General features: G+C 31.1%; 14 protein-coding genes. All 14 read left to right on the top strand.

Translation table 11 applies throughout. The features are described from left to right. The first annotated feature begins 24 nt into the window (after positions 1-24). The 14 genes from ABGT36_RS12200 to ABGT36_RS12135 all read left to right on the top strand — a co-directional run bounded on the left by ABGT36_RS12200 (position 25) and on the right by ABGT36_RS12135 (position 12918). The gene (locus ABGT36_RS12200; RefSeq protein ID WP_087373361.1) at positions 25-561 is read left to right on the top strand and encodes a hypothetical protein; all 537 of its coding nucleotides are present in this window, start codon (positions 25-27) and stop codon (positions 559-561) included. A 200-nt stretch (positions 562-761) separates the two neighbouring features. Then, a complete protein-coding gene (cysS, locus tag ABGT36_RS12195; protein ID WP_346678219.1) occupies positions 762-2099 on the top strand; it encodes a cysteine--tRNA ligase in 1338 nt (445 codons plus the stop codon). Further along, entirely contained in the window at positions 2099-2476 is a 378-nt protein-coding gene (locus ABGT36_RS12190) for a ribonuclease III domain-containing protein (protein ID WP_346678218.1), read from the top strand. Before cysS ends, ABGT36_RS12190 begins: the two co-directional genes overlap by 1 nt. 26 nt (positions 2477-2502) lie before the next feature. After that, positions 2503-3228: a 23S rRNA (guanosine(2251)-2'-O)-methyltransferase RlmB gene (rlmB, locus tag ABGT36_RS12185; protein WP_087300616.1), complete on the top strand. Its 726-nt coding sequence runs from the start codon at positions 2503-2505 to the stop codon at positions 3226-3228. A 17-nt stretch (positions 3229-3245) separates the two neighbouring features. After that, positions 3246-3851, top strand: coding sequence for a sigma-70 family RNA polymerase sigma factor (locus ABGT36_RS12180; protein ID WP_239404283.1), 606 nt, complete (start codon positions 3246-3248; stop codon positions 3849-3851). 52 nt (positions 3852-3903) lie between these two features. Further along, positions 3904-4053, top strand: coding sequence for a 50S ribosomal protein L33 (gene rpmG / locus ABGT36_RS12175; protein ID WP_087300613.1), 150 nt, complete (start codon positions 3904-3906; stop codon positions 4051-4053). Positions 4054-4064: 11 nt separating this feature from the next. After that, the gene (gene secE, locus ABGT36_RS12170) at positions 4065-4253 is read left to right on the top strand and encodes a preprotein translocase subunit SecE (RefSeq protein ID WP_087300611.1); all 189 of its coding nucleotides are present in this window, start codon (positions 4065-4067) and stop codon (positions 4251-4253) included. A 1-nt stretch (position 4254) separates the two neighbouring features. Then, complete coding sequence (nusG, locus tag ABGT36_RS12165) at positions 4255-4812, top strand: transcription termination/antitermination protein NusG (protein WP_087300609.1); 558 nt, start codon at positions 4255-4257, stop codon at positions 4810-4812. Positions 4813-5186: 374 nt separating this feature from the next. After that, positions 5187-6617 (top strand): C40 family peptidase, encoded by a 1431-nt coding sequence (locus ABGT36_RS12160; protein WP_087300607.1) that lies wholly within the window; start codon positions 5187-5189, stop codon positions 6615-6617. Between the two features lie 73 nt (positions 6618-6690). Then, positions 6691-7164, top strand: coding sequence for a superoxide dismutase family protein (locus tag ABGT36_RS12155; protein WP_300627933.1), 474 nt, complete (start codon positions 6691-6693; stop codon positions 7162-7164). 65 nt (positions 7165-7229) lie between these two features. Further along, positions 7230-8021 (top strand): Cof-type HAD-IIB family hydrolase, encoded by a 792-nt coding sequence (locus ABGT36_RS12150; RefSeq protein WP_087300603.1) that lies wholly within the window; start codon positions 7230-7232, stop codon positions 8019-8021. A gap of 18 nt (positions 8022-8039) precedes the next feature. Further along, the gene (locus ABGT36_RS12145; protein ID WP_087373367.1) at positions 8040-8726 is read left to right on the top strand and encodes a glycerophosphodiester phosphodiesterase; all 687 of its coding nucleotides are present in this window, start codon (positions 8040-8042) and stop codon (positions 8724-8726) included. Positions 8727-8903: 177 nt separating this feature from the next. Further along, entirely contained in the window at positions 8904-11537 is a 2634-nt protein-coding gene (gene adhE / locus ABGT36_RS12140; protein ID WP_087300599.1) for a bifunctional acetaldehyde-CoA/alcohol dehydrogenase, read from the top strand. A 121-nt stretch (positions 11538-11658) separates the two neighbouring features. Beyond that, positions 11659-12918 carry an HdeD family acid-resistance protein gene (locus tag ABGT36_RS12135; RefSeq protein WP_087300597.1) on the top strand — a complete coding sequence of 420 codons (1260 nt, stop codon included), beginning with the start codon at positions 11659-11661 and terminating at the stop codon, positions 12916-12918. The last annotated feature ends 53 nt before the right edge of the window (positions 12919-12971 follow it).

Below are 12971 nucleotides of genomic sequence, written 5' to 3'. Positions count from 1 at the left end.
TGATGATAGCAAGGAGGGATGATGATGAAAAAATCAATCCTGTTTCTTATCATGGTTTCTTTAATGTGTTTAACTTCAGCTTGTGGTGCCCGTGATAAAGAAGTTAATTTAACTAAAACGGGGGAATTATATACTACTGAAGATGGTGTGAGCTTTTATTATCCTAAAGATTATGAGATTAGTGTTGTTTCTGATTTAAATGATTTAAATGGAGTAAATACAGTAGAATTTACAAAAGATAATAATATGTTGTATTTTACTGTGGTAAATGATAATACTGATAATTTAGTTGAAGATAAAGATGAGTTATATACGGGAATGCTTGAACAAAGTAAAGCATCGGATGTTGAGGTATTAAAGCCGGTTTTAGATAGTGGCTTAGATGTATATGAGTATATATATGAATATAGTGAAACTGGTGTAAAGAGCAAAGAGATAGTATATTTTTTAGAGGATAAAACTTATATTTATGGTTATCGTACTGTAAAAGATGAATTTGCGGATAATGAAGAGGAAATGACTGTATATTTGGAAAGCTTTTCAATGGCAGTCGGCAAATAAGTTGTATTTTTAGATTGATTTTGGTAAGATATTAAATAGTTAGTGAGCAGTAATTTATTTGGATATTAATTTAAACTGCTTGATGGTAGAAAATTAAATGGGGATTGATATATGCTTATCGAAATCTATTAAAACATTTAACATTAAAGCATCTGCTATCGAGAATGTAGCATTATGCTTTTTTATTTATGGAGGTAATGATGAAGTTATTTAATACACTAACAAATAAAAAAGAAGATTTTAAACCGCTTCGTGAAGGTGAAGTGAGCATTTATGTATGTGGACCAACAGTGTATAATTACGTACACATTGGCAATACACGACCTATGATTGTGTTTGATGTTTTAAGAAGAACGTTTGAATACTTAGGTTATAAAGTAACTTTTGTATCAAATTTTACTGATGTTGATGATAAAATTATCAAAGCAGCTAAAGAAGAAGGGATTACCGAAAAGGAATTGACTGACAAATATATCAAAGCATATGAAGATGTTCGCCGTGATTTGAATTTATTATTCCCAACTTACGCTCCAAGAGTTACTAATACTATGGATGCTATTATTAATTTTATTGATGGGTTAGTAAAAGATGGGTATGCTTATGAAGTCGATGGTGATGTTTATTTTAGAGTATCTAAAATTAAAGAATATGGTCAATTATCAGGAATTAAAATTGAAGATTTAGTGGCTGGTGCTAGTGATCGTGTTGATGAAAATGATAAAAAAGAAGAATCAACTGATTTTGCATTATGGAAAAAAACAGATGAAGGGATTCAATTTGATAGTCCATGGTCTAAAGGAAGACCGGGGTGGCATACTGAATGTGTTGTAATGATCAATGATATTTTTGAAGATGGTAAGATTGATATTCATGGTGGTGGACAAGATTTAAAATTCCCGCATCATGAAAATGAAATTGCTCAATCAATGGCGTGCCATCATCATCCAATTGCTCATACTTGGATGCACAATCAAATGATCAATATTGATAATCAAAAAATGTCAAAATCATTAGGTAATGTAATTTGGGCTAAAGATATGATTGCTAAATTAGGATGTAATGTTTATAAATGGCTAATGTTATCAAGTCATTATCGCAATCCGTTGAATTTAACTGATGAAGTAGTAGCTAGTGTAAAAAAAGAAGTTGCAAAAGTAGATAATGTTATTAAAACTGTTTCATTATATTTACAAGTAAATCATGTTGCTAAAGGTGAAGTTAATAAGCAAATTGTTGATGATATGGTAAGTGCTTTAGAAGATGATTTAAATACATCTTTAGCTTTAACAAAGATTTTAAATCAAGTAAAAGTATTGAATCAATTATTTAGACAAAAAGATAAAGATGATCAGGCAATTAGTGAGGCTTATCAAACTTTATTAGCGATGGTTAATGTAATTGGTTTTGTTTATGAGCCAAGACAGCTTTCTGACGATGAATTAGAATTATATCAAAGCTGGAATGATGCTAAAGCTAAAAAAGATTTCCAAACAGCTGATAAAATTCGTGATGAGTTAATTGATAAGGGGATAATTTAATGCGACCAGATTTAATTAATCCTAGCGTATTAGCTTATTTAGGAGATAGTGTTTTTGAACTTTTAGTAAGAGATTATTTAGTTAGAGAAAGTGGCCTTGCCAAGACTCATGAAATTCAAAAAGAAGTTATTAAATATGTAACAGCAACTTCCCATGCTAAGTTTATGCATGATATGTTATCAGAAGGTTTTTTTAGTGAAGATGAAGTAGGAATTTATAAGCGGGGTCGTAATAATAAAGGTAATAAAAATGAAAGTATTGAGCATTTGCATTCGACTGGTTTTGAAGCAATAATTGGTACATTGTATTTACAAAAAGATTTTAAAAGAATGAATGAAATATTTAATCGATATAAAGAATATATAAATTTGAGATAAATTTGAGACGAAAATAGGTGGAAAATATGAAACAATATATATATGGTAAAAACACGATATTAGAAGCTTTAAAGGGAGAAAAACGTGTATATACTGTGTATGTCCAAAACAATTTTAAAGACAATAAAATTATTGAACTATGCAAAAAAACGAAAGTTCCATATCGCCAGGTTGATAAGTCGGAATTTATCAAGAAAGTTGGCAATGTTACTCACCAGGGAATTATGGCAGAAGTAGAGGGATATCGCTACTATTCTCTTGATGAGATATTAGATGCTATTCCAGAGGGCAAACAACCATTGCTATTAATGTTAGATGGACTAGAAGATCCTCATAACTTAGGGGCTATTTTAAGAACATGTGATGCAATAGGCGTTGATGGTGTAATTATTGGTAAAAATCGTAGTGTTGGATTAAATGGTACGGTAGCTAAAGTATCAACTGGGGCTATTGATCATGTTAAAGTAGCTCAGGTTACGAATTTATCAAGAACATTAGAAGAATTAAAGAAACGTTCTTTTTGGGTAGTAGGCTGTGATTTAAATCAATCTCAGGATTATCGAGCTATTGATTATAACATGCCTTTAGTAATTGTAATTGGTTCTGAAGGTTTTGGAATATCACGACTAGTGAAAAAAAATTGTGATTTTAATGTAGTTTTACCAATGGTGGGGCATGTAACATCGCTAAATGCCTCAGTAGCAACTGCTGTAATTTTATACCAGGTATATAATTCTCGTAACCCTTTATAAGCAGAAGGGAGGTAACCATGGATGGTTACGATGTTGAAGAATTGTATTATTTATATTTGCAGGATTGTCCGGAAGCAAAACGATATTTAATGAAATTTTGTTATAAACAAATAGAAATCATTTTACCTAAGTATTATATAAGTACAATTTATAAAGATGAGTATGAAGATTATATTCAGCTTATTATGGTAAGAGTGTTTAAATCATTAAATAATTATCGTCCAGATAAAGGGATGAAAATGAGAAGTTTTATTTCCATGCTGATTGAAAACGCGATAAAATCAATCGTATTGAAAAATAGTGGCAAAGTAATTAGAGAAAAAAGAGTAGTATATTCATTAGATGATTATTATGATGCAACTCAAAAAATTCGTTATGTTACTAATTTGATTGATGAACGAACTCCGAATCCCAATCGATATTGTATTGAACAAGAGCAACAGCAGGAAATTGATAAATATTTATTACAAGTTTGTTCAGAACTTGAACAAAAGATAGTAAAGTATCACCAGGCAGGTTATAAAAATCAAGATATTGCCAGGATATTAAATATTGATATTCGCAGTGTTTATAATGCGAACTATCGAATCCAAAAAAAGATAGCAAAATTCAAATGTATTTGACTATCATTGGTATTTATGATAAATTATTATAGCATAGAAATGAGCTGATAGTATGAAAGAAAAAGTAATTTTAGTTTGTACAGAGTGTTTATCACGTAATTATACAATTACAAAAAATAAACGAGTTAATGTAGAAAGATTAGAATTAAGAAAATTTTGCAAAAAATGTGGAAAACACACATTGCATAAAGAAACTAAATAGGAGGTTTAGCTGTGAAATTTCGTGATTGGTTTACTCTAAAAGGAATTAGAAGTGAAATTAAAAAAATTAGCTGGTTATCGAAAAAAGAATTGGCCCAAAATTCAGCTACTGTATTAGCATTTTGTTTTGTTTTAGGGTTATACTTTTTTGCTGGTGATGCAATCATTGCCTTTATATTAAAAGCATTGGGGATGAATTAAAATGACAGGAATGAATGATGAAGGAAGACGCTGGTATGTTGTTAATACATACTCAGGTCATGAAAATAAAGTAAAAGAAAATCTAGAAAAGCGTGTTGAATCAATGGGATTACAAGATGTGTTATTTCAAATTGTTATTCCTGAACATGTTGAAACTGAAATTAAAGATGGTAAAAAAATTAATAAAACTAAAAACATGTTTCCTGGTTATGTCTTAGTTGAAATGATTATGACAGATGAAGCATGGTATGTTGTAAGAAATACTTCAGGAGTAACTGGATTTATTGGGTCTTCTGGTGGTGGAGCTAAACCATTCCCACTTCCAAAAAGTGAATTAGAACCAATTTTAAAGAAAATGGGTATTAGTACTTCAGAAGTATCAGTAAATTATGAACCAGGTGATGAAGTTAATGTAATTTCTGGTCCATTTGCTGGTAAGAGTGGAAAAGTTGAATCAATTGATACTGAAAAAGAATCAGCTAAAGTTTTAATAGATTTTTTAGGAAATTTAACACCAATCGAAATCGATTTAGTTCAGTTAGAAAAAGCGGATATTTAATATTCGCTTTTTTTTGGGTTAAATGGTGTAATTTTGAAAAAGGATTTAAACAAAATATATGTTTAAGTCCTTTTTTGTGCCCTTTTTTATTAGAAGTATAAATGATTACAAAATGGCAATTATTAAAGATATAGGAAATATAAAACATTTTTTTCAAAATATGAAAAAATAAATTTAATAAAATTTAAGGTTTTGTAATTTTTATAAAGAGTAAAAAAACGTAGTAAAATAGGGGGTTTAATAAGAAAATTATTGTTTTATATATTAAACAAGTTCTTTAATAATTGAAATTTCTTTGATTATATCGATAAAATTTGCATTTTGTATCAAAATATGTTATTATGCAAAGGACGTTCAAGATAGGAAGTGAATTAATGAAAGAAAAACGTAATAAAGAACAATTAATTGATTTTATTAATGAAAACATTATCAAAAGACGCGCAATGTTTATCCCAATTTTAGGGGTATCAGTATTTATGTTAGTGGGTTATGCTGCAATCGATAAAGAAGCACCAGTAATTGTTTCTAATCGTATTGAAGTTCCATATGGTGAAAAATTGGATTTAGACGTAATTGATATCACTGATAATCAAGATTCACGCCAAGATTTAGTGGTTGAAGGGAATGTTAACAGTGTAGATGTTGATCAATTAGGTACTTATAGTATGACAGTTTCGGCTACTGACAGTTTTTCAAATGTAACTACAAAAACAGTTAGTGTTGAAGTTGTTGATGATGAAGCTCCAGAATTTAAAATTGCCGGAGCAAAAAAAGGTTATGTTGTTCAAGTTCCAATTAATGGAAGTAGCGATATAACAAGTTATGTCAGCGCTATTGATAACGTTGACGGTGATGTTTCACCTTTTATTGAATCAGATAAAGCCTTGGATGCTAGTAAAGCTGGAATTCAAGATATTACTTTAAAAGTAACTGATTCTGCTGGTAATGTTAGAGAAAAGACTTTTGAATTTGCTGTTTCAGATTTAACAGCACCTGTTGTTACTTTATCTCAAGGAAACGATGTTGTTATTGATTATGGTAGCGAATTTAAATTGGAAAACTATTTAACAGCTACAGATGATTTAGGAGTTGTAACTAATACAGTTTCTGGAACTGTTGATACAACTAAAGAAAATGAAGTGCAAACTATTGAAGTTACTACTCAAGATGAAGCGGAAAATAAAGTGGTTACTACTTTAAACTTTACTGTAAAAGATATCGGTGGGCCACAAATCAACTTATCTACAACTGCAGTAGAAGTTGTCAAAGATTCTGCTTTTGATCCACGTCAATATTTAGTATCAGCAATTGACAATAAAGATGGTGATGTAACAGCGAATGTTGCTGTTAGTGGAATTGATACAAGTTCTACTGGAAATAAAACTGTTACTTATTCAGTAAGTGATAGTTCTGGAAATCAATCTACAGCAACTTTAAGTGTTAAAGTTTATACTCCAGGATCTAAGATTGTAGAAACTGCATATACTAAATTAGGTACACCATATGTATATGGTGCAAGTGGACCTAACGCCTTTGACTGTTCAGGATTTACTTCTTGGGTATATCGTCAACACGGTATCTCAATTGCAAGAACAGCTCAAGGACAATCAAGAGGGGGAACTCCTGTTGATCGTGCTAACTTACAGCCAGGTGATTTAGTATTCTTTGGATCAAGTACAAGCAATATTACCCATGTAGGTATTTATATTGGTGGTGGGCAAATGGTACATGCACCACATACTGGTGATGTTGTTAAGGTTTCTAGTTTAAACCGTAACTATGTTTGTGCAAGAAGATATTTATAAAAATGTAATTAAGAAAGGACAGACGTCCTTTCTTTTTTTATATATCGTCATAAGAATATAGGGGAGGTATAAGATGGATACATTTGATATTATTAGAGCTTTATGTCAACAAACCCCTAAAGCTTATGCGATTATTAGAGGAGCGATAGTAAATGGGTCGATGCTAGCTTATGAATTTGGACAAGGTACCATTATTGTAGTAGAAGCATTTGGTTTGCCAGTAACTGGTTGTGGACTAGGAATACATGCTATGCATATTCATGAAGGTGGTAATTGTTCGGGTAGTGCTGATGAACCATTTGCTGATACTGGTGGACATTACAGTACAAATAGTTGCCCTCACCCTTATCATACAGGTGATTTACCACCGCTATTTTCAAATGATGGTTTAGCTTGGATGGCAGTCTATATTGATAAATTTACACCTGAAGATATTGTTGGTCGTACAATCGTTATTCATGCTGGAGTTGATGATTTTACTAGCCAGCCTTCAGGAAATGCTGGAGCAATTATTGCCTGTGGTGCTATTAGAGAATTATATCAGTAATATTTACATTTCTTAAGTAGAAACTTACTTTGATTATGTTACAATAAAGTAGCGGAGGTAAAAAGATGGGTAAGTTATTGTTTTTTGATATTGATGGAACTTTGATAGAATGTAATCAGGATATTTATGCAATTACTGATAATACTAGAATTGCTTTGGATAAACTTAAAGAAAACGGTCATGATGTTTTTTTAGCGACTGGACGTTGTAAGTGTTTTATTACTGATGGGGTAATGGATTATCCTTTTAGCGGTTATGTAACATGTAATGGTGGTTATGTTGAATATAAAAACCAACCAATTTATAAAGCTATTGTTTCTAGTGAAGCTATTAAAGCAACGATGGAACTTTCAAATCAGCATAATTTTAATTATTATTTTGAAAGTAGTGATTATATTTATGTTCGTGACCGTAATGATTCAAGACATCTTGAATTTGCGAATAATTGGGGGATGAAAGATAAAACTATTATTGATGATTTTGATCCCGAAAAAATTGAAACTTATATTGGAATGATTGTTGTTAATGATAAAAAAGATATTCCGATTCTTGTTGAAAAATTAAGCCCTTATTTTGATGTCCAACGTCATCAAAGTGATTATTCATTTGATTTAACATTAAAAGGAGTTTCTAAAGCAGTCGGAATAGAAAAATTAGTTGAGCGATTAGGACGTGATATGGCAGATACAATTGCCTTTGGTGATGGTCGTAATGATATTGAGATGTTAGAAACTGTAGCTATGGGGGTAGCAATGGGGAATGCGGTCCCAGAAGCTAAGGCTGTTGCCGACTTTGAAACTGATCGAATTGAAAATGATGGAATTGTAAAAGCTTTAAAAGAATTTAGATTGATTTAGCTTTACAGGAGAAATGAAATGATAAAATTAGGACACCGGGGATATAGTGATAAATATCCTGAAAATACAATGATGGCTTTTAAAGCGGCAATAAATGGTAATTTTGATGGTGTAGAAACAGACGTTCAATTAACTAAAGACAATCAACTGGTTCTAATCCATGATGAAACAATTAATCGAACATCTAATGGTAGAGGGTATGTTAAGGATCATACTTATCAAGAATTATGTAAGTTTAATTTTAATTATCGCTTTAAAAATGTTGAGGCTAAAATACCATTATTAGCTGAATTACTGGATTATTGTTATGGTAAAGATGTTATTTTGAATTTGGAAATTAAAACTGATAAGATTCAATATCCTAACATTGAACAAATGACATATGATTTAGTTAAGGAAAAAGGAATGTTAAAACAAGTGATGTTTTCATCTTTTCATCTAGATAGTTTATTGAAACTACGGTCAATTGATCCTGATTTATATTTAGGGTATTTATTTGAAGATGATTATCAAAAAAATAAGGAACTTGTTTTAAAGCATCATTTTCATTGTCATAGTAAATATGTGTTTTTAAACGAACAAGAAATTAAGGATTATTTGAAACATCATTTAGATGTTAATACATGGACTGTCAACGATGAAGAAATTAAAGATTTTCTGCTTGAAGCGGGTGTAAAAACTATTATTACTAATAAAGATATCTAGGGTAAAAAGTATTTACCCTAGTTTTTTTGTGTGGTATAATATTGTAAACGTTTCCATAGGGTGAAGGTGATTTTATTGTGAAAAAATGCACAATATTGCTTGTGTTTTTTGATAAATTAAGGTACACTAACGGTGGAAACAAATTAAATATTTCACAATGAATCGGAGGAAGAAATAATGGCAGAAAAGAAAGCTGTTAACAACAAACCAGCAGAAATGACAAATGAAGAAATCGATGCTTATGTCGATCAACTGGTTTCAAAAGCTCAAGTAGCTTTATCAAAATTTGAAGACTTTACTCAAGAACAAGTAGACTACATCGTAGCTAAATGTTCAGTAGCAGGTCTTGATGCTCACGGTACTTTAGCAGAAGCCGCAGTAAATGAAACTGGACGTGGGGTATTTGAAGATAAAGCCGTTAAAAACTTATTCGCTTGCGAATACGTAACTAACAACTTACGTCATTTAAAAACGGTTGGTATTATTAACGAAGATCCACTTTTAGGAATTACTGAAATTGCTGAACCTGTAGGTGTTGTTTGTGGTATCGTTCCAACAACTAACCCAACATCAACTACAATTTTTAAATCATTAATCTGTTTAAAAACAAGAAATCCAATCATTTTCTCATTCCATCCAAGTGCAACTGCATGTTCAATTATGGCAGCAGTAATTATGCGTGATGCAGCAGTAGCAGCTGGTGCTCCAGAAGATTGTATCCAATGGTTGGAAACTAAATCAATGTATGCAACTACAGCATTAATGAAACATCCTGGTGTTGCTACTATCTTAGCAACTGGTGGTAATGCAATGGTTGCTGCAGCTTACTCTTGTGGTAAACCTGCATTAGGTGTAGGTGCTGGTAACGTTCCTGCATATGTAGAAAAAACTTGTATTTTACCAAGAGCAGTAAATGATATCGTATTATCAAAATCATTCGACAATGGTATGATTTGTGCTTCTGAACAAGCTGCTATTGTTGATAAAGAAATCTATGAAGAATTCAAAAAAGAAATTAGTCGTTTTAAAGTATACTGGGTAAATGCTGAAGAAAAAGCAAAATTAGAAAACTATATGTTCCCAGATAAAAACAAAGGTGTCTTACCTGCAGTTGTAGGTAAACCAGCAACTTGGATCGCTGAACAAGCTGGAATCAAAGTTCCTGCAGACACTCAAATCCTTTTAGCTGAATGTAGCGAAGTAGGACCAAATGAACCATTAACAAGAGAAAAATTATCTCCTGTATTAGCTGTATTAAAAGCTGAAAATACTGATGATGGTATTGCTAAATCAGCAGCAATGGTTGAATTCAACGGTTTAGGACACTCTGCTGCAATTCATACAGAAGATCATGAAATTTCTAAACGTTTTGGACATGCATGTAAAGCTATCCGTATCATTGAAAATGCACCATCTACATTCGGTGGAATCGGTTCAGTTTATAATGCATTCATTCCATCATTAACATTAGGTTGCGGTTCTTATGGACATAACTCTGTATCTAACAACGTAAGTGCTGTTAACTTAATCAATATTAAGAGAATAGGGAGACGTAATAACAATATGCAATGGGTTAAACTTCCTCCAAAAATTTATTTCGAAAAAAATTCGATTAAATATTTAAGAGACATGAAAGAAATGGAAAAAGCCATGATTATTACAGACAGAGGTATGTATAATCTTGGTTATGTAGAAAAAATTGAAGATGTAATCAGAAGAAGAAGAAATAAAGTTGATATCGAATTATTCTTCGATGTTGAACCAGATCCAAGTCTTGACACAGTTGAAGCTGGAGTTGAATTAATGAGAAAATTCGAACCTGATACAATTATTGCTATCGGTGGTGGATCTCCAATGGATGCTGCAAAAGTTATGTGGTTAATGTATGAACATCCAGAAGTATGCTTCGATGATATCAAACAAAAATTCATGGATATCAGAAAACGTGCTTTCAAATTCCCTGAATTAGGTAAAAAAGCTAAATTAATCTGTATCCCAACAACTTCAGGAACTGGTTCAGAAGTTACTCCATTTGCCGTTATTACTGATAAGAGAGCAAATAAAAAATATCCATTAACTGACTACGCTTTAACACCAACTGTAGCTATCGTAGACCCTGAATTCGTTATGAGTTTACCTGCTTCAATCGCTGCAGATACTGGTATTGACGTATTAACTCATGCAATGGAAGCTTATGTTTCTATCTTAGCATCAGACTTTACTGATGGATGGGCTAAACAAGCAGTTAAATTAGTATTTGATTACTTAGAAGAATCTGTAAATAAAGGTACACCTCTTGCAAGAGAAAAAATGCACAATGCTGCAACAATTGCAGGTATGGCATTTGCTAATGCGTTCTTAGGTATGAACCACTCATTAGCTCATAAGATTGGTGGAGAATTCCATGTGCCTCATGGTCGTACTAATGGTATCTTATTACCACATGTAATTAGATATAATGGTTCTATTCCTACTAAGTTAAACATTTGGCCAAAAATTGAAAACTATAAAGCAGACGTTAAATATATGGAATTAGCTCAATTAATTGGTTTAAAACCAAAGACACCTGCTGAAGGGGTTGAAATGTTTGCTAATGCTGTAGAAGAATTAATGGCAAAAGTTCATTTAGCTTCTAACTTCAAATCTCAAGGAATTGATAAGAAAGATTGGGACGAAGCTATTCATAGAATTGCAATGAATGCTTATGAAGATCAATGTACTCCTGCAAACCCTAGAATGCCTATGGTTAAAGATATGGAAGAAATCTTAAGAGTATCTTGGGATTATGAAAACAAATATGCAAAAAAATAATTATTAAAAAATAGTATTTTTTGAGATAGTGTACGCACTATCTCTTTTTTTTGAATTAGTCTTTGTTATTTCTTTTTATATCAATAATATAATAGTATTATATAAGTGAAGAGGTGATAATATGCGGCGCAATATCTACAACTCTATTTTTTATTGTATCTTGGGCGTAGTTTTAATAGTTCTTTCACTATTAGCTTTAATTTACCAGGAAAATTTTTTAATGCGTGTTTTTGATCTTTTGGGCTGGATATTGATTGTTAACGGTCTTCATGAGCTTAGTAATTATTATCGTAAGCATTTTAAAGGGTCGTTAATAAGTGTCATTTTAAATATTATTGCTGGTATTTTTATCATTGGATATACTGCTATTCCAATTAGGCTTGTTTTGATTATCTTTGCTTTTTATATAACATGTAATGGAATAATCACTTTAATCTCTTATTTGAACTATAAAAAAGACCGTGTGAGTTATCGTTTTCCAGTTTTATGTGGTGCTTTATTATTAATTATTTATGGATTGGCTCTTTTAATTGGACAATATGCTAATGTTAGAAATATGATGATTTTTATTGGTGCATATGGATTGCTGCTAGGAATCAATTATATTATTGATGGTATATTTATTGCGATTCCTCAACAAAAAAAGGATAGTTTAAAAAGAAGGATTAGAATACCTATTCCTTTGTTGATATCGGCTTTAATTCCAAAGGTAATGATGGATTATATAAATGAGCGTCTACAAATAGAACCCAAAGAACATTTTCTAGATCCTAAAGAAGTATATAATATTGAAATTTTTATTCATGTAAGTGCTGATGGTTTTGGAACTGTAGGACACTGTGATGTTTGCATCGATGAAAAAGTTATCTCCTATGGAAATTACGATCATGATTCAATAAGAATGTTTGAAGCCATAGGTGATGGTGTTTTATTTGTTGCTGATCGTGATCGTTATTTGAATTTTTGTATTCAAAACTATCGACAAACAATCTTTGCATATGGTTTGAGTTTAACAGCTAAACAATTAGTTAGTGTAAAAAATGAGATAAATAAATTAATGGTTGATACTTATCGATGGTTTCCACGTAGTTATTATAATAAAAATGATTGTAAGGATTATGCAAGCAAATTGTTTTTAGTTACAAATGCATTTTTTTATAAATTTAAAAAAGGGAAATTTAAAACTTACTTTGTTTTAGGTTCGAATTGTGTAAAATTAGCAGAGCGTGTTGTTGGAAAAGGGGGTTTAGATATTATTGATTTAAATGGAATAATATCACCAGGAACGTATCAAAATTATCTTGAAAAAGAGTATCAACGTGTTAATGGAGTAGTTGTTTCGAAAAACGTTTATAACAGATTGACTTTTTTTCAAAAATAATACATAATATTTGGTGTATTATACTCATGTCAAAATATGACAATAATACTGCA

Source organism: Erysipelatoclostridium sp. An173 (genome assembly GCF_963931465.1).
GTDB lineage: Bacteria > Bacillota_I > Bacilli_A > Erysipelotrichales > Coprobacillaceae > Thomasclavelia > Thomasclavelia merdavium.
Note: the sequence above shows the minus strand (reverse complement) of the source record. Positions and strands in the feature narration are given on the sequence as shown.